Below are 17,405 nucleotides of genomic sequence, written 5' to 3'. Positions count from 1 at the left end.
TGGCGACATAAATGCTCAGGCGCACAGTGTAACGCGGCCATTTTTTCCCACTATAGCCACTTTTCGGCGTTGTCATGCAGGCCACTTTTCTGCGCTTGAAGCCCTGTTGACATGGGGTATAGTAAAAAACCATCTCCCTAACCGGGCCAATTTCGCATGCACATCCCGTTAGATCGCGAACAGGACGTTCCGCTGTATTTGCAGATCGAAGAAGCGCTGCGGCGCGCCATCCTCACCGGCGTGTTCGTGGATGGCGACAAGCTGCCCTCGACACGCACGCTGGCGGCCGAATTGGCGGTCAGCCGTTTGACGGTGGATAACGCCTATGCCGAACTGGCGGCCAAGGGCTTTTTGCACCAGCGGCGCGGCAGCGGCGCCTATGTCGCGCACCCGCAGGCGCAAACGCGCCCGGCCCGGCCGACCAGCAACGCCCCTTTCCCGCTGGAGAGCTTCACCACCCTCACCTCGCGGCTGGACGGCTATGCCGACGCCCCGCTGCCGGAGGGGCTGATCAACTTTGCCGCCGGCGTCGGCAGCCCCAAGATATTTCCTCTGGAGGCGTTTCGCAAAGTGCTGCTGTCGGTGCTCAGCCGCCACGCGGAAGAAGCCTTCAGTTACGGCGAATACTGCGGCTACTACCCGCTGCGCGATACGCTGAGCCGCATTCTCAGCGCCCAGGGCATCCCCACGCAGGCCGAACAGGTGCTGATCACCAACGGTTCGCAGCATGCCATCAGTCTGGTGGTGCAAAGCCTGCTGGCGCCGGGTGATACGGTGATCGTCGAAGAGCCGACCTACGCCGAAGCGCTGGGCCTGCTGCGCCAGCACCGCATCAATATCGTCTCCGTGCCCGGCGATCGCCACGGCATGCTGGTCGATCGACTGCCCGAGCTGCTGGAACGCCACCGCCCTAAACTGATCTACACCATCCCCAACTTCCACAACCCGACCGGCCGCTGCCTGAGCGAGGCCCGCCGGCGGCGCCTGCTGGCGATCGCCCAACAGGCCGGCGTGGTGATCCTGGAGGACGACTTCGTCGGCGATCTGCGTTATCAGGGCAAACAGCTGCCGTCGCTGCGCGCGCTGGCGCAGCCGGGCGCGGTGATCTACGTCAGCACCTTCTCCAAGATGCTGCTGCCCAGCATGCGCATCGGCTATCTGGTGGCGGACAGCGAACACTATCAGCGTTTCGCCAGGCTGAAACACGTCGACAGCTTCACCAGCTCCAGCCTGATCCAGCGGGCGCTGGACGCGTTCGTCACCGTCGGCCGTTACGACAAGCAGCTGCGGCGCGCCGGACGCGTCTACCGCCTGCATCTGGAAGTGATGATCGACGCGTTGCAACATCGGCTGCCGCCGGGGTGCCGTTTCGAAACGCCGCAAGGCGGCTTGTTTATCTGGCTGACGCTGCCGGAGACGGTGACCACCGCCGAGCTGATGCCGGTGGCCTGGCGACACGGGGTGACCTTCGCGCGCGGCGAATGCTTCTATGCGCAGGAACAGCTGGGCGCACACGGCCTGAGGCTGAATTTTGCCGCCAACTCGCCGCCGCAGATTGAAGAAGGTATCGCCCGGCTGTGCCGGGCGATTGAGGAAGTGATAGCGGAGAAAAGCGCCGGTTAGACGGCGGCCCACCACAGCCGCAGCTTCATCCCCCAGTAGCTGGTCCAGCCGGTGGTGCTTTGCACCACCTTGCCCTGCGAGATCACCACGAAGGTCGGCGTGACGCCAATCCGCCACTGCGCCGACAGCGCGCCGGCCGGATCGTTGACCACCGGCAGCGCTAGCCGTTTGCGCGCCAGCCACTGCTTCACCTGGGCATCATCGCCCGATCGCAGCGCGACGGTCAGCACGTTGCCGCCCGCCGCCTGCAAGCGGGCGACGTCCGGCGTGGTGAAACGGCAAACGCCGCACCAGCTGGCCCAAAAGTAAACCAGCAGCGGCCGCTCATCGCTGAGCTGCGCCAACGACACGCGCTCGCCGTCCAGCGAGGTCAGCGTCTGAGCATCGAAGGCCGGCGGCGCCTGCGGCGCGTTCAGCCAATCCATCACCGTGACCACCGCCAATGCGATCAGCGCCAGCAGCAACAACTCGCGCCCCCAGCGCTTGAACTTAGCCATTGCTAGCCTTCGCCAGCTGCTGTTTCACCATCGCTTCCAGCTCTTCATACGACACCGCCCCCGGCAGCATTCGATCGCCGATCAGCGTCGCCGGCGTCCCTTGTACGCCCAGTTGCTCCGCCAACGCCATATTGGTGCGCAGCGTGGTCATGCTCTGTTCGCTCGGCGCCACCGCCTTGACGCCGGTTTTCTCCTGCGCGGCGGCGATGCTGGCATTGTCGTGGAAGCCCTTTTTCGCCATCAGCCGCTGGTGCAGGGCCCAGAATTGATCCGGGTGCTGTTGCCAGGTGGTGAGCGCCACGCGCGCCGAACTGACCGAGCTTTCGCCCTTGAACGGCAGCAGCTTCACCACCAGCGCCACGTCCGGATATTGCTTGACGATTTTCTCCAACATCGGATCAAAACGCTTGCAGTACGGGCAGTTATAGTCGGTAAAGGTCACCAGCGTCAGTTTGGCGTTGGCGGCGCCCAGGCGCGGGCTGGCCGGATCCTGGTACAGCGTTTTGGCGTTCTGCTTGATAGCCTGGCTGATTTGCTCGCCGGCGGTTTGCTGCTGCCAGGCGTCCACCGCCTGCGCCAGAATGTCCGGGTTGGACACCAGCGTTTCGCGGATCATCTCTTTGATACGCACCTCTTGCGCCGGGGTAAAAGGCTCGGCGGCCCACGCTGGGGCGGCGATGATCATCAGTAAAATCAGTAGTTTTTTCATTGTTCGGTTCCTTTGGCATGGGAAAGCGTTTGCAGCACGGCGTCACGGGTCAACAGCGGGGATAGCACCACGCCGTCCGGGCTGCCGGGGCCATAGACTTGGTTGAAAGGCACGGCGACGCTGCCGCGCTTTTGCAGGAAGGCGCCGATGTCGGCCGATGGACGGCTCCAGTCGCCGCGCAGCGCGACCACATCGTCGGCGCTCAGCGCGCGCTGTACGTCATCACGCAGCAGCACATTGAATTTGTTGGCTTTACAGGTCACGCACCAGTCGGCTGTCACGTCGACGAACACCCGCTTATGCTGCGCCAGCGCCTCGGCGATCGCTTGATCGCTCAGCGGTTGCCACTGCACCCGATCCTGCAACGGTTGGCGCCACAGGCCGGCGCTCAGCGATCCGGCCAGCAGGACCACACCCGCCAGCACCACAGTGCCCGCCGCCAGCTTGGCCGCCAAGCGTGCCCCCTGTTGGCGCCACACCGCCAGCAGCAACGCCAGCAGCGCCAACGCCCCCAGCCACAGCGTGGCCTGCACGCCAATATGGTTGCTCAGCAGGCTCAGCAGCCACAGCGACGACGCCAGCATCAGCAGCCCCATCGCCAGCTTGACGGTATTCATCCAACGGCCGGGGCGCGGCAAACGCAGCGCCAGCGATGGCCAGGCGGCGATCAGCAGCCACGGCAGGCTCATGCCGATGCCGAGCGCGATGAACATGCCCCACAGCACCGGCAGCGACGCCGCCAGCGCGAAGGCCACCGCCGTGCCGAGAAACGGCGCCGAGCACGGCGTCGCCAGCAGCGTAGCGAACGCGCCCTGCCAGAAATGGCCGCTCAGACCGCGCCCGTTATGGGTCGCCAGCGAGGTATTCAGATCGGACGAGAGACGCAAATGGAACAGGCCGAACAGGTTGGCGCTGAACAGCAGCGTCACCAGCACCATAAAGCCGATAAACCACGGATTCTGGAACTGAATGCCCCAGCCGAGCGCGTGGTTGCCGAGCCGCAGCAGCGTCATCAGCAGGGCCAGCGCCATAAACGAGGCGACGATGCCCAGCGATGACGCCAGGAACTGCAAACGCACGCTGTGCCGATCGCGCCGCTCCACCTGCAGGATCGAACCGAGCTTGATGCCCAGCACCGGCAGCACGCACGGCATCAGGTTGAGGATCAACCCGCCCGCCAGCGCCATCAATACCGCCTGCCACAACGGGAACGCCGCACCGGCGGGCGCGGCCAACGCATCGCCAATCGGCAGCGTAATCTGCTGCGCCATGCCGCCGTCGTCGATCACCAGCGTCAGCGTTTTGCCGCGCAGGTCCGGCGCCGCATCGCCCCAGCCATCGCTGACCGGCACTCGCGCCAGCAACCGATCGCCGTCGGTTTCAACCTGCGGCTTGCCGAGATCGGCATCCGCCAGCGTATCGAAGAACAGCGCAGGCTGTTGCCAGCCGGCGGCGCGTTCGGCGGCAATCTGCAACTCGCCGCTGCGATACCCGGCCTTGACGTTATCCGCCAACCCGGCGGCGATCGGCACCTGCCCCATCGCCTGCGCGAAGTCGTGATTAAACTGCGGATCGTTCGGCGCCGTCAGATCCAGACTGAACGGGTAGTCGGTCAGAATGCAGACGTTGCTGCAGGTGGACAGCGTCAGCGTACCCGCCAGCGGGCCGGATACCTGGCCTGACATCACGATCGGCAACGTGACCCGATCGTGATAGCCCTGGGTGGAAATGCCGGCCACCTCGAAACGCTGCGGCGTCGGCCAGTGCCAGGTCGCCGGCGGTGGGTTGCCTTGCCAGACGATAGCCGGCGCGATGCCGCCTTCGCCCGGAGAGCGCCAATAGGTTTTCCAGCCTTTTTGCAGCTCGACCGACAGCAGCAGGCGGGTCTCCCCCGGCTGAGACGTGTCGGCGCGCAGCCGCACCTTGGCATGATCGTTGGCCGGATTTTGCAGCCAGCCGCTGTCCGCCGCCTGCAAGGCAGGCAGCCACAGCATAAACAGGCAAGCGCAGGCCAGCCTGATGATTTTCAACATGTTAATTCTCCATAAATGATTAATTCACCACGAAAAACGGGCGATTAACTCATTCACGGAAGACGCATAATCGAAGGTGCACCCTGAGGGTGGGCGGAGAAATGGCGCGAGGAGGAGGAATGCGCAGACGCGCGGCGATGGTCGGCGCCAACAGCGCCAGCAGCAGACCCAGCCCGAACAGCACGGCTTCGAACATCACCGGCGGCGCGGCCAGCAATGACTTGGCACTCAGCTCACAGGGCGTCGGCTGCGCTTCGGCGGCCTCATCGCCGGATTGAACGGCGGTGGCAGCCGGGATCCCCAGCGTTTGCTGCAGCGCATGCAGGCCCGCCATGCGCTGGGTCATGCACGTCAGCACCACCAGGCAAGCCAGGCATAAAAACCATTTTGCAATCCGCTGCCGTTTAACCATGCCATCCTCATGTTTAGATCTGGGGTTATCTTAGCGGCGCAGACGCGATTAGCAACGTTTTGTCGGTAAAGAAATGTCTGAGCGGCGGTATTGATGGCGGCGATTTACAGGTATCATAGTGGGTAAGCCTGCGCTTTTCGCCGGGTACGATGACGATTCTCTCCTCCAGGCATTCTGCGGGGATACACAGCGAAGGACTGGTGATATGCAACCTTTGAGTGGGCCGGGCACCCCAATCGCCGGCGAACGCCCCCCCTCCCCGGGCAAAACGGCGGCCACTGACGATCAACCCCTCTCTCCGGCGCAGCGCACGACGCTGGAAAAACTGATCGTGAAAATCATGACGCTCAGCCCGGTCAAATCGGCGGAGATCTGGGCGTCTCTGCGTCACGATCTCGGCGCCGACAAAGGCGGCGAACTGCTGGCGCGCCATTTTCAACCGGCGGAACAGCTGCTGCAAACGCGCCTGACGCAGGCGCAACAAAACCATGCCGGGCGCCAACTGCTGCAACAGCTGGCCGAATTGCTGCCGCAGGGCAATAACCGCCAGGCGGTCAGCGACTTTATTCGCCAGCAGTTCGGCCATACGGTGTTGAGCCAACTGAGCCCACCGCAATTGCAACAGGTACTTAATCTGTTGCAAACCGGCGGCCTGACCATTCCCCAGCCGCAGCAAACCGCCACCAGCGATCGCCCGCTGCTGCCCGCAGAGCATCAAAGCCTGCAGCAGCAGATCACCAAACTCAGCGCCGCCACCGGCGAAGCGCCGGCTAAAATCTGGCAAACGCTGTTCGATCTGGCGGGCGTGAAAACCAACGATCCGCTGCCGGCACGCCACTTCCAGCTGCTGAACCAGTTTTTACAGGTGAAGGTGGCGCTCAGCCCGCAGAACGCGCCGACGCTGAACAACCTGCTGGCGGCGCTCAAGCAGCCGGCGGACGAGCGAGAACTGCAGCAGATGAACGACTATTGCCAGGCGCGCTTCAACTGCGGCGCCAATGCGCCGCTGACGCATCCGCAAATGAGCGACGCCATTCATCAGCTGTTTGCCCGCCGTCTGGATAAAGCCGGCCAGGCGCAGCCGATCGCCAGCCACCCTGTCGAACCGCAGCCGCTGCTCAACCCGCTGATCGCCGCCTTGCCTCTGCCGCTGCAAAAAGCGCTGAGCAAGCCGGCCGTAGCGCTGATCCTGCTGCTGTTGGCGTTGGCGATCGTGCTGGCGCTGGTGTTTTAACGCCTCAGGCGCAGCCGCAGTCCTCAGCAGCCGCCCGATCGCGCAACGATCCCGGCTGTTCTCCGATGGCCAATGGATGGCCATCGCGCAGCCAGAAGTCCAGCCCGCCGATCAGCTCCTTCACCCTGAATCCCAGTTTCGCCAGCTTGTAAGCACCTTTGGTGGATCCGTTGCAGCCAATGCCGTCGCAGTAGGTCACATACACTTTCCGGCGATCCAGCTGCGCCGTGCCGGCTTCATCCATCAGGCGATGCGGCAAACTGAGCGCACCGGGGATATGTCCGGCAGCGTACAGCGCCTGCGCGCGGGTGTCGATCACCACCATCCCGTCCACGCCATTGCGCAGATCTTCCGCCACATCCCAGGCATCCGCATAGCGGCTCAGTTTAGCCGCCAGATAGGCCAGGCTTTCTTCCGGCGCCGCCGGCGGAAAAGCCAGCACCAATGATTCTTTCGACATATCACTTACTCCCGTGCATCAAGACAGATGACAATAGTGCCCCATTTTGGTCTTATGATTGATACCCATTATCCACAGATGATAAGACCCATTATGCGGCACACGCTGATCACGCTGTTTCAGCAATCGCCCCAGGCCGTCGGCACGCTGCGCGAACGTCTTTGTGCAGCGTTGCGGCAGGCCATCCACCACGGCACATTGAACATTGGGCAACGCCTGCCCTCCAGCCGAGTGCTGGCTGGGGATCTGAAACTCTCAAGGGTGACCGTCGAAGCAGCGTACGGCCAGTTGGAGGCGGAGGGGTATTTGCAGCGCCGCGTCGGCCAGGGCACATTTGTGGCTATCCGCATCGCCAAATCGCTGCCGCCGCCGCCTCGCACCGCCATGCCGCGCCTTTCGCAACGCGGCCAACAGATCGTGCAAACCGGCGGCTGCCGCGATCCGCAGCAGCCACAGGCGTTTGCCGCCGGCTCGCCGGATCTGCGCGCGTTTCCGCTAGCCTTGTGGAAGCAACTGACCGCACAGCGCCTGCGGCTACAGGGAGAAAGCCTGCTGCGCTACGGCGACCCGCAGGGCTATTTGCCGCTGCGTGAAGCGATTGCCGCCCACGTCAACCAAACGCGCGGCGTAATCTGCGATGCAAACCAGGTTATCGTGCTGACCAGTTCACAGCAGGCGCTGCAGCTGATCGCCACGTTGCTGCTGGACAGCGGCGACAGCGTCTGGATGGAAGAACCGGGTTACGCCGGGGCGAGAAACGCCTTTATCAGCGCCGGCGCCGCCCTGACGCCGGTGGCGGTAGACGGCGACGGCCTGCGCGCTGAGCCCTCCTTGCCCGAGCCGCGTTTGATTTATTTGACGCCCTCGCACCAATACCCAACCGGCGCAGCGCTCAGCCTGGCGCGCCGCTTGGCACTGCTGACGCTGGCGGAAAAGCAGCAGGCCTGGATCATTGAGGACGATTACGACAGCGAGTTTCATTACGACGGCCTGCCGATACCGGCGATGCAGGGTCTGGATCGCCGTGGCCGGGTGCTGTACCTCGGCACCTTCTCCAAATCGCTGTTCCCTTCGCTGCGGTTGGCATACCTGATCGTACCGCCCACGCTGGTTGAAGCGTTCGTCACCGCACGCACGGTGTATGACGGCCACAGCGCGCAGCTGATGCAGGCGGTCACCGCCGAATTCATCCGCCAGGGGCACTTCGCCGCGCATATCCGCTACATGCGCCAACTCTACCATAGCCGGCGCGATGTGTTGCTGGCGGCAGTACGCGAAAAACTCGACCACTTCGCCACCCCCGCTCCCGCCGCCGGCGGCCTGCAGCTCAGCGTCTGGCTGCCGCCCGGCCAGGAGGCGGCGCTCAGCCGGCAGGCGCGGCGGCTCGGCATCCTTACGCCCGGGTTAACAGCGCAATACCAAACGGTTCAGGCGCAGCGCGACGGGTGGCTGCTGGGCTTTTCGGCCCTGACACCGGGCGAGATCCGCTGCGCCGTCGAGCGGCTGGCGCGGATCACCGTGGCTTAGCCTGGCCCCAATGGGACGCCGATCGGCTTATTGTTCGGTCAGGCGCATCTCCGCCACCAGCGGCAGGTGGTCGCTCACCGCCGGCCAATGCACGCCGTTCCAGTCGCCGCTGGCGTTCGGCACCGTCAGGCTGTCAAGATGCCAGCGCTGCGCGTTGCCGGTGAAGATGTAATCCACCTTGATCTCGGCGTTTTCCGCCGGCCAGCTGCGGCCGTCCTGCCCGTTGGGCATGATATCGTTCCAATAGCGGCTCAGCTCCAGCCAGGTGACGCTGCCCGGCACATCGTTCATATCGCCGAACAGCAGCTTGATGCCGCGAACTTCCATGGTGCGATCGTTCAGCTCCCGTACCTGATCCAGACGCATCGTCGGATCTTCCTTGGTATCGAGGTGGGTATTGAACAGGGTGATCGGCGTCGGGAACTCCGGCACATCGACCTTGGCGCTGAAGGCGATACGCTGTTCGCGCTGGCCGGACGGCAGCGGATAGATCACGGCATCGTGCAGCGGATACTTCGACAGAAACGCCAAACCATATTCGCCGCCGTCGAAATCGATCGCCCGGCCAAACACCGCCTGCATGCCGGTCAGTTTCGCCAGTTCCGCCGCCTGATCGACCCGCCCGCTGCGGGCGGTGAGTTTATCCACCTCCTGCAGCGCCACCACGTCGACATTCATCGCGCGAATCGCCTTGGCGATGGCGGTCATGTCGCTGACCTTGCCGGCGGCGATATTGAAGCTGGCGACGCGGATCTTCGGCGCCTGCTCCAGTTCGTAGGTTTTGTTCTTCAGGCCGCCCAACGCGCTGGCCACTTCGCGGCTGTTGGCGTTGCTGTTGGCGTGCCCGGTATCGGCAGACGACCAGGCGCTGTGAGAGATGCCCAGGGACAGTAAGGTGATAAGCAGAGCGTGACCGGTGTGCATGAATTCTCCTTGAGGGACAGATAAGTGTTATGTGGGCGCTTCCTGGCCCACAGCTAACACCGATTTTGCCGCAGAAACCTGCGACTATTTCCTAGTTGCACCGCTATTTTTCGTTTCTGCGCGATGCTTCGCATTCTGACGGTTTACGCATTGCACCGTTGGACAAACGGCTGATTTCGTTTTAAAACCGGTAGATTGCCAACCGCGAGGAGTTCCGATGACCAGCCCGATTGCCGAACAGCTTACCGAACGTTTCTTCCGCTATCTGGCGGTGACCAGCCAGAGCAACGCCGCCGCAGCCACCCTGCCCAGCACGCCGGGGCAGCATGAGATGGCGCAACTGTTGGCCGACGAGCTGCGCCGGCTCGGCCTGGCCGACGTGCAGATCGACGAGCACGCCACCGTGACCGCCCGCAAGCCCGGCACCCAACCCGGCGCGCCGCGCATCGGCTTCATCACGCATATCGACACCGTGGACGTCGGCCTGTCGCCCGAGATTCGCCCGCAGCGCCTGCGCTTCACCGGCGAAGATTTATGCCTGAACGCCGAGCAAGGTATCTGGCTGCGTACCGCCGAGCATCCGGAGATCCTGCCCTACCGAAACGAAGAGATCCTGTTCAGCGACGGCACCAGCGTGCTGGGCGCCGACAATAAGGCGGCGGTTACCGTGGTGATGACGCTGCTGGCCAACCTGACCGCGGCCGATCGCCACGGCGATATCGTGGTGGCGTTCGTGCCGGACGAAGAGATTGGCCTGCGCGGCGCCAAAGCGCTGGATCTGCAGCGTTTCCCCGTCGATTTCGCCTACACCATCGACTGCTGCGAACTGGGTGAAGTGGTGTACGAGAATTTCAACGCGGCGGCGGCGGAGATCCGCATCGAGGGGGTGACCGCCCACCCGATGTCGGCGAAAAACGTGTTAATCAACCCGATACGCATCGCCAACGACATCATCAACCGATTCGATGTGCAGGATACTCCGGAGCACACCGAAGGGCGCGAGGGCTATTTCTGGTTTACCGATCTGGCCGCCAACGCCAATCAGGCGACGCTGAAGGTGTCGATTCGCGACTTCGATCGCGCAGCGTTCGAGGCGCGCAAGGCCCGCCTCGAGGAAACGGTGCGCCAGGTGGCGGCCAACTATCCGCGGGCCAACGTCAGCTGCAGCGTCAGCGACATCTACAGCAACATCAGCAACGCCATCGGCGAGGACCGGCGCGCCATCGATCTGATCTTCGGCGCCCTCGCCGCCCACGGCATCCCGCCGAAGGTGATCCCGATGCGCGGCGGCACCGACGGCGCGGCGCTCTCCAGCCGTGGCATCCTGACGCCCAATTACTTCACCGGCGCGCATAACTTCCACTCGCGCTTCGAGTTTTTACCCGTCAGCGCCTTCGTGAAATCCTATCAGGTGACCCGCAGCATTTGCCTGCTGGCCGCGCGGCAAAGCGGCCAACCGGCTTAGCTCATCACCCAGCCGAGCAACGCGGTCCATGCCAACAGCGGCAGCGAATAATAGTGGAAGCGCAACCAGATCTTGCGCTCCCCCGCCATGCGCAACGCAATCAGGTTGGCGAGCGATCCGATCGCCAACCCGAAGCCGCCGGCGTTGACCGCATAGGCCAGCTGAGCGCTGGAGGGCACATAGTTGAGCAACAGTATGGTGGCCGGCACGTTGCTGACGATCTGCGACAGCCCGACGCCCAACGCATACACGCTCCCCTCGCTCAGCCCGGCGATGGCGGCGAACGCCGGCTGAAGCGGCGGCAGGCGGGTAAACAGGCCGACATCGATGAACATGGCGGCGAACACGAAAATCAGGCTCCAGTCGATCTGCAACAGCACTCGGCGCGCCAGCAGCAAGAAACCGGCGACCACCGCCAGCAGCCCATACAACGGCAGATCGAAATCGAGACACAGCAGGAAAACCGCATACAGCCCTACACAGCTCAGCAACAGCGGCCGCTGGTAGGGATAGCCCTCGGTATTCGGCGTTTTCACGATGTCGCGCGCCGGGAAGCTGAACCAGGTCAGCGCCAGCAGGCTCAACATCATTGCGGCGCCAAACGGCGCCATCTGGCCGATGAAGCCGAGGAAAGAGAGGCCGGAGCGGCTCCACAGCAGGATATTTTGCGGGTTGCCGATCGGCGTCAGCAGCGAACCGGCGTTCACCGCCAGCGCCTGGAAGATGATCAGGCGGCCAACCGGCAGCGCCGACAGCTTTTTCAGCGTGATGGTGAGCGGTATGACGATAAACAGCGCTACGTCGTTAGTCAGAAATGACGACAACAGCGCGGCGGAGAACACCAGGAACAGCGCCAGCCGCCGTTCGCTGTGCAAGCGGTTGATAATCTTGCGGCCGACAAAATCGAAGTAGCCGCTGACCTCCACCCCTTTGGTCAGCAGCATCAGCCCCAACAGGGTGATGAGGGTACGGCCGTCGATAAAACCACCCAGCGCTGCCAGCGGCTGCGGATGAAAGGCGAACATCGCCACGCCGGCCAGCAGCAATGCATGCAAGAAACGGTCTTTGGCAAAGGGATGGATGAGCCGGGAAATGGCGGTTGAACTCATAGCGGCAGTGTGAACCTCACCGAAAAGAATGGGCAGACGTTAGCTCAGACGCGGCTTCAGCGCCAGCAAAATGCTATTTTACCTTTATCCGCTTTCCATTTGCCGCGCATTACTTTATTTGTAGCGGCTTTCACGGTTTCAAAGGACATGTTATGGCTTCCCTGTTCGCCAAAGGAGCGCTGTTGAGCGCTTTATGCGCCCTGCTCGCCGCCTGCGACGACGCCTCCTCCCGCCCGCAAATCGATATTGACGGCAAAACCATGGGCACTTTCTACAGCGTAAAAGTCAGCGGTGACGTCGCGATCGGCAAACAAGAATTGCAGCGGCAGATCGACACGGTGCTCGAACGGGCCAACGACGACATCTCGACCTACCGCGCCAATTCGGTGCTGTCGAGGTTTAACCGCAATGTTAGCCTCGAACCGCAGTCTATCCCGCGCGGCATGGCGGACATCGTGTTGATGGCTCAACGCATCGGCCGCGATACCGGCGGCGCCATGGACATCACCGTCGGCCCCTTGGTGAACCTGTGGGGGTTCGGTCCCGACAAACATCCGGTCAAGGTGCCGGAACAGGCGCAGATCGACGCGGCAAAGCAGCGCACCGGCCTGCAGCACCTGAAGCTGATCAGCGACAACCGCGGGGAGTGGCTGCAAAAAGATCTGCCGGGCATGTATGTCGATCTCTCGACGCTGGGCGAAGGCTATGGCGCCGATGAGTTGGTGCGCCTGATGAACCGTCACGGCATTACCAACTACCTGGTGTCGGTAGGCGGCGCGGTCTCTTCGCGCGGCGTCAACGGCCAGGGCAAACCCTGGCGGGTGGCGATCCAAAAGCCGACTGACCGTGAAAACGCAGTGCAGGCGCTGGTGGATCTGCACGGTTACGGCATCAGCACCGCCGGCAGCTACCGCAACTACTTCGAACAAAACGGCCAGCGTTACTCCCATGTCATCGATCCGACCACCGGCAGGCCGATCAGCCACCGGCTGGTTTCCGCCACGGTGATCGCCCCGACCGCGCTCGAGGCCGACGGCTGGGATACCGGCTTGATGGTGCTGGGCCCGGAGAAAGCGTTGCAGCTCGCAGAAGAGAAAGGGCTGGCGGTCTACCTGATCAGCAAAACCGACGACGGTTTCAGCGCCGTGATGACGCCGCAGTTCAAAGCATTTTTAGTGCCGTGAGATAAAAAAGCCCGGCGCGCAATGGCCGGGCTTATTCCTGTTCCGCGTCGATCACTTGGTCAGCGCGATGATGCCGAGGGTCAGACCGGCAACCGCCGCCGCACCGCCGGCGATCGCGCCCGCGGTTTCCCAGTTATCCTGAGTGGTGCCCTTCATGCAGGTGTTGGTGTGCACCAGACGCCCCTGGTCATCATAGACCGGCACGCAGGGAGAATCGGTGGCGCATCCGGCCAACACGGCCGACAGTAACCCAACCGCAATTAACTTTTTCATACTTCTTGCCTCAATGTTCGATCACTTTAGAAAGCTACGCCGAGCGATAATCACGCTACCTGGCTATTGTATGCCCAACGCGTGTAATGGCGAGGTAATGATGTGTCAGGGGATGTGATTTGGGAAAACTCCGAGCGCCCGGCCAGTGGGCTTCGGGCAGTAAAAAGCCCGCGAAAACGCGGGCTTGTTAGCGGAATGACGCGCCGGCGGAATTATTTCGCCAGCTTGCGCATCACCAGCGTGGCGTTGGTGCCGCCGAAGCCGAAGCTGTTGGACATCACGGTGGTCAGCTCGCGCTGAGTCGGCTGAGTCACGATGTTCATGCCGACCGCCTGTTCATCCAGGGTTTCGATGTTGATGCTCGGTGCGATAAAGCCGTGCTCCAGCATCAACAGGCTGTAGATCGCTTCCTGCACGCCCGCGGCGCCCAGCGAGTGACCGGTCATCGCCTTGGTGGAGGAGATGGCCGGGGTATTGTCGCCGAACACTTCGCGAATGGCGCCCAGCTCTTTCACGTCGCCCACCGGTGTGGAGGTGCCGTGCACGTTGATGTAGTCGATCGGCGCGTCCAGATCCTGCATCGCCATCTTCATGCAGCGCACTGCGCCTTCGCCCGAAGGTGCAACCATGTCGGCGCCGTCAGACGTTGCGCCGTAACCGACGATTTCTGCGTAGATATGCGCGCCGCGCGCCAGCGCGTGCTCCAGTTCTTCAACCACCACCATGCCGCCGCCGCCGGCGATGACGAAACCGTCACGATCGGCGTCGTAGGTACGAGAGGCTTTTTCCGGCGTGTCGTTGTACTTGGTGGACAGCGCGCCCATCGCATCGAACTCACAGGCCATTTCCCAGCACAGCTCTTCGCCGCCGCCGGCGAACACGATGTCCTGTTTGCCCAGCTGGATTTGCTCAACCGCGTTGCCGATGCAGTGTGCGGAGGTCGCGCAAGCGGAGCTGATGGAGTAGTTCACGCCGTGGATTTTGAATGGCGTCGCCAGGCAGGCGGAAACGCCGGAAGCCATGGCTTTGGTGACCACGTATGGGCCAACCGCTTTCAAGCCGCGCGGGCTGCGCATCGCATCGGCGCCGAACACCTGGAAGCGCGGAGAACCGCCGCCGGAACCGGCGATCAGGCCCACGCGCGGGTTGTTTTGATACTCTTCTTCTTTCAAACCGGAAGAAGCGATCGCTTCTTGCATCGCCAGGAAGGCATAAATGGAAGCGTCGCTCATGAAACGCACCGCCTTGCGGTCGATCAGGCCGGTAGTGTCGAGCTTAACTTGCCCCCATACGTGACTACGCATGCCGGAATCTTTCAGCTCCTGGGAGAAAGTGATCCCAGAACGTCCTTCCTGCAGGCTTGCCAGGACCTCCTGCTGGTTATTACCAATGCTGGAGACAACTCCCAGGCCAGTAATCACTGCACGTTTCATTCAATACCTCTTCCACTATTTACCTACGGGATTTTGCATCGCACTTTAGCGTACAGATGTAAGCCGAACAAGTCCGATCAGCGTTTTTCAGCTTTATTGTCGTCCAGTTTGCGCCGGGGCGCCAGCGCCGTTAGAATTCGCGGCATCCCTTGAATTTCGAGCCATTGACCGTGAACCACGCCCCCATCCAAACCGCAACGCTAACCTGGAACGAACAGGGTACACCTGTTTCGAAACAGTTTGATGACGTCTATTTTTCCAATCAGGATGGGCTGGAAGAAACCCGCTACGTCTTCCTGCACGGCAATCGGCTGCCGCGGCGTTTCGCCGCCCACCCGCGCTCACTGTTTGTCGTGGCGGAAACCGGGTTCGGCACCGGGCTCAATTTCCTCACGCTGTGGCAGGCCTTCGCCGGCTTCCGCCAGGCCGAGCCGGACGCGACGCTGCAGCGCCTGCACTTTATCAGCTTCGAAAAATTTCCCCTGCAGCAGGCTGACCTGGCGGCGGCGCATGCGCGCTGGCCGGAGCTGGCGCCTTACGCCGACGAACTGCGCGCCCAATGGCCGCTGCCGTTGCCGGGGTGCCATCGCCTGCTGTTGGCCGAAGGCCGCATTACGCTCGATCTGTGGTTCGGCGACGTCAACGATCTGCTGCCGCAGTTTGACGCCAGCATGAATAACCAGGTGGATGCCTGGTTCCTCGACGGCTTCGCGCCGGCAAAAAATCCCGACATGTGGACCGATCAACTGTTCGCCGCCATGGCGCGTTTCGCCCGGCCGGGAGGCAGCTTCGCCACCTTTACCGCCGCCGGCTTCGTACGCCGCGGCTTGCAACAGGCCGGTTTTCAGGTCAACCGCTGCAAAGGCTTCGGCCAAAAGCGTGAGATGCTCGCCGGCGAACTCCCGGCCGATGCGCAGCCCGCCGCACATCCGGCGCCCTGGTATCGACGCCCGGCGGCGGACAACACCGCCGACGTCGCCCTGATCGGCGGCGGCGTCGCCAGCGCGCTCACTGCGCTGGCCCTGCTGCGGCGCGGCGCCACCGTCACGCTGTACTGCGCCGACGAACAGGCGGCGGAGGGGGCATCCGGCAACCGCCAGGGCGCGATTTATCCTTTGCTGAACGGCAGCGGCGACGCGCTGGAGAGTTTCTTCAGCGCCGCGTTTCCCTTCGCCCGTCGCCAGTACGACGCCCTGTTGCAACAAGGCGTCGCCTTTGATCACCAGTGGTGCGGCGTCAGCCAGTTGGCCTATGACGACAAAAGCGGCGCCAAGATCGCCAATATGCTGAAAACCGACTGGCCGCAGGCCTTGGCGACGGCGGCCGACCGCGAGACGCTCAGCGATCGGTGCGGCGTCGATACCGGCTTTGGCGGCATCACCTACCCGCTAGGCGGCTGGCTGTGCCCAGCCGAGCTGACGCGCGGCGCTCTCGCGCTGGCGCAGCGCCAAGGCTTGGTCTGCCACTACCGGCACGATGCACAGAGGCTGGCGCGTGAAGAAAACGGCTGGCGCATCGACTTCGCTCACGGCGAAAGCCGCAGCCATGCGACGGTGATCCTGGCCAATGGCCACCGGTTGGCCGAACTGGCGCCGACGGAAGCCCTGCCGCTGTATTCGGTACGCGGGCAGGTGTCGCATATCCCGACCTCGCCGGCCCTCGGTCAATTGAAACAGGTCTTGTGTTACGACGGCTACCTGACGCCGGTTAATGCCAACAACGGCCAGCACTGCATCGGCGCCAGCTACCAGCGCGGCGACATCGCCACCGACTACCGCGAGCAGGAGCAACAGGAAAACCGTGAACGCCTGCTGCGCTGTCTGCCGGAGCAGGCCTGGCCGCAGCAGGTGGACGTCAGCGCTCATCAGGCGCGCTGCGGCGTGCGCAGCGCCACCCGCGATCATCTGCCGATGGTCGGCGCACTGCCGGACTATCAGGCCACGTTGACGCAGTATCAGGATTTGCAGCGGCAGAACCAGCGCGGCGAAACCGTCGCCGATGCGCCGGTCTATCCCGGCCTGTTCGCTATCGGTGGATTGGGATCGCGCGGACTATGTTCGGCGCCGTTGGCGGCGGAAATTCTGGCGGCGCAGCTGTTCGGCGAACCGTTACCGGGCGACGCGCGTCTGCTGGCGGCGTTGAATCCGAATCGAATGTGGGTGCGGAAATTGCTGAAAGGCCGTTCGGTTTAATCAACCTTGAGGGGCGCGGCGACGCGCCCCGGCATGACGATCAGGCGGCAGGGGTTGCAGCCTGATAGAGGTTTTCCCACATGCCGCGCACCAGGATCTGATCCGGCGGCGAGAGTTCCCCGGCGGCGATCGCTTTGTGCAGGCTCTCCTCCACCCGCGCTTTCAGCGCTGCGGCGGTGTGTTCGCCCTGCTCTTCCGCTTCGGCCACCGCCAGCGTCAGATGACCGCGCAGGTAGCCACCGGCAAACAGTTCATCATCGCTGGCGTGCTCTACCATGTCATCAATCAGCGCCAAAATGCGCGCTTCAAATTCTGCGATCATCAAATTTC

General features: G+C 63.0%; 16 protein-coding genes. 6 read left to right on the top strand and 10 right to left on the bottom strand.

Annotated elements, in window-relative coordinates; translation table 11 throughout:
* Positions 1–156 precede the first annotated feature (156 nt).
* Positions 157–1,623 (top strand): PLP-dependent aminotransferase family protein, encoded by a 1,467-nt coding sequence (locus tag L085_RS11380; protein WP_044030784.1) that lies wholly within the window; start codon positions 157–159, stop codon positions 1,621–1,623.
* Here the strand turns inward: L085_RS11380 and L085_RS11375 are convergent.
* Genes L085_RS11375 through L085_RS11360 form a run of 4 tightly spaced genes read right to left on the bottom strand, consistent with a single transcriptional unit; the run spans position 1,620 to position 5,274 of the window.
* Complete coding sequence (locus L085_RS11375; RefSeq protein WP_044030783.1) at positions 1,620–2,120, bottom strand: protein disulfide oxidoreductase; 501 nt, start codon at positions 2,118–2,120, stop codon at positions 1,620–1,622. The genes L085_RS11380 and L085_RS11375 overlap by 4 nt on opposite strands.
* Positions 2,113–2,829, bottom strand: coding sequence for a DsbA family protein (locus L085_RS11370; RefSeq protein ID WP_044030782.1), 717 nt, complete (start codon positions 2,827–2,829; stop codon positions 2,113–2,115). Before L085_RS11370 ends, L085_RS11375 begins: the two co-directional genes overlap by 8 nt.
* On the bottom strand, positions 2,826–4,862 hold the full coding sequence (locus L085_RS11365; protein WP_044030781.1) for a protein-disulfide reductase DsbD domain-containing protein: 2,037 nt from the start codon (positions 4,860–4,862) through the stop codon (positions 2,826–2,828). The genes L085_RS11370 and L085_RS11365 overlap by 4 nt, the downstream gene beginning before the upstream one ends.
* 49 nt (positions 4,863–4,911) lie before the next feature.
* The gene (locus L085_RS11360) at positions 4,912–5,274 is read right to left on the bottom strand and encodes a hypothetical protein (RefSeq protein ID WP_021505578.1); all 363 of its coding nucleotides are present in this window, start codon (positions 5,272–5,274) and stop codon (positions 4,912–4,914) included.
* Between the two features lie 205 nt (positions 5,275–5,479).
* Between L085_RS11360 and flk the strand changes: the two genes are divergently transcribed.
* Positions 5,480–6,508 (top strand): flagella biosynthesis regulator Flk, encoded by a 1,029-nt coding sequence (gene flk / locus L085_RS11355; RefSeq protein ID WP_044030780.1) that lies wholly within the window; start codon positions 5,480–5,482, stop codon positions 6,506–6,508.
* A 4-nt stretch (positions 6,509–6,512) separates the two neighbouring features.
* On the opposite strand, the gene L085_RS11350 is transcribed toward flk, so the two are convergent.
* Complete coding sequence (locus L085_RS11350; protein ID WP_021505580.1) at positions 6,513–6,968, bottom strand: rhodanese-like domain-containing protein; 456 nt, start codon at positions 6,966–6,968, stop codon at positions 6,513–6,515.
* Between the two features lie 93 nt (positions 6,969–7,061).
* Here L085_RS11350 and L085_RS11345 point away from each other — a divergent pair, with 93 nt between their 5' ends.
* Positions 7,062–8,495, top strand: coding sequence for a PLP-dependent aminotransferase family protein (locus L085_RS11345; protein ID WP_193378782.1), 1,434 nt, complete (start codon positions 7,062–7,064; stop codon positions 8,493–8,495).
* 27 nt (positions 8,496–8,522) lie between these two features.
* Here L085_RS11345 and L085_RS11340 read toward each other — a convergent pair whose 3' ends face one another.
* Positions 8,523–9,419, bottom strand: coding sequence for an endonuclease/exonuclease/phosphatase family protein (locus tag L085_RS11340; RefSeq protein WP_044030778.1), 897 nt, complete (start codon positions 9,417–9,419; stop codon positions 8,523–8,525).
* 217 nt (positions 9,420–9,636) lie between these two features.
* Between L085_RS11340 and pepT the strand changes: the two genes are divergently transcribed.
* The gene (gene pepT, locus L085_RS11335) at positions 9,637–10,884 is read left to right on the top strand and encodes a peptidase T (RefSeq protein WP_004936192.1); all 1,248 of its coding nucleotides are present in this window, start codon (positions 9,637–9,639) and stop codon (positions 10,882–10,884) included.
* Here pepT and L085_RS11330 read toward each other — a convergent pair.
* On the bottom strand, positions 10,881–11,993 hold the full coding sequence (locus L085_RS11330) for an SLC13 family permease (RefSeq protein WP_044030777.1): 1,113 nt from the start codon (positions 11,991–11,993) through the stop codon (positions 10,881–10,883). The two genes, pepT and L085_RS11330, sit on opposite strands and share 4 nt — an antisense overlap.
* 152 nt (positions 11,994–12,145) lie before the next feature.
* Here L085_RS11330 and apbE point away from each other — a divergent pair, with 152 nt between their 5' ends.
* On the top strand, positions 12,146–13,177 hold the full coding sequence (gene apbE, locus L085_RS11325) for an FAD:protein FMN transferase ApbE (protein ID WP_044030776.1): 1,032 nt from the start codon (positions 12,146–12,148) through the stop codon (positions 13,175–13,177).
* A gap of 51 nt (positions 13,178–13,228) precedes the next feature.
* Here apbE and L085_RS11320 read toward each other — a convergent pair whose 3' ends face one another.
* Together L085_RS11320 and fabB are read right to left on the bottom strand one after the other, a co-directional pair.
* Positions 13,229–13,450, bottom strand: coding sequence for a hypothetical protein (locus L085_RS11320; protein ID WP_004936201.1), 222 nt, complete (start codon positions 13,448–13,450; stop codon positions 13,229–13,231).
* Positions 13,451–13,662: 212 nt separating this feature from the next.
* Positions 13,663–14,883: a beta-ketoacyl-ACP synthase I gene (fabB, locus tag L085_RS11315; protein WP_004936203.1), complete on the bottom strand. Its 1,221-nt coding sequence runs from the start codon at positions 14,881–14,883 to the stop codon at positions 13,663–13,665.
* Between the two features lie 170 nt (positions 14,884–15,053).
* Here fabB and mnmC point away from each other — a divergent pair, with 170 nt between their 5' ends.
* Complete coding sequence (mnmC, locus tag L085_RS11310; RefSeq protein ID WP_044032017.1) at positions 15,054–17,075, top strand: bifunctional tRNA (5-methylaminomethyl-2-thiouridine)(34)-methyltransferase MnmD/FAD-dependent 5-carboxymethylaminomethyl-2-thiouridine(34) oxidoreductase MnmC; 2,022 nt, start codon at positions 15,054–15,056, stop codon at positions 17,073–17,075.
* Between the two features lie 40 nt (positions 17,076–17,115).
* Here the strand turns inward: mnmC and L085_RS11305 are convergent, their stop codons facing one another.
* Complete coding sequence (locus L085_RS11305) at positions 17,116–17,397, bottom strand: YfcL family protein (RefSeq protein ID WP_004936209.1); 282 nt, start codon at positions 17,395–17,397, stop codon at positions 17,116–17,118.
* Positions 17,398–17,405 lie beyond the last annotated feature (8 nt).

Origin of the sequence: Serratia sp. FS14, assembly GCF_000695995.1 — a bacterium.
GTDB lineage: Bacteria > Pseudomonadota > Gammaproteobacteria > Enterobacterales > Enterobacteriaceae > Serratia > Serratia nematodiphila.
Note: the sequence above shows the minus strand (reverse complement) of the source record. Positions and strands in the feature narration are given on the sequence as shown.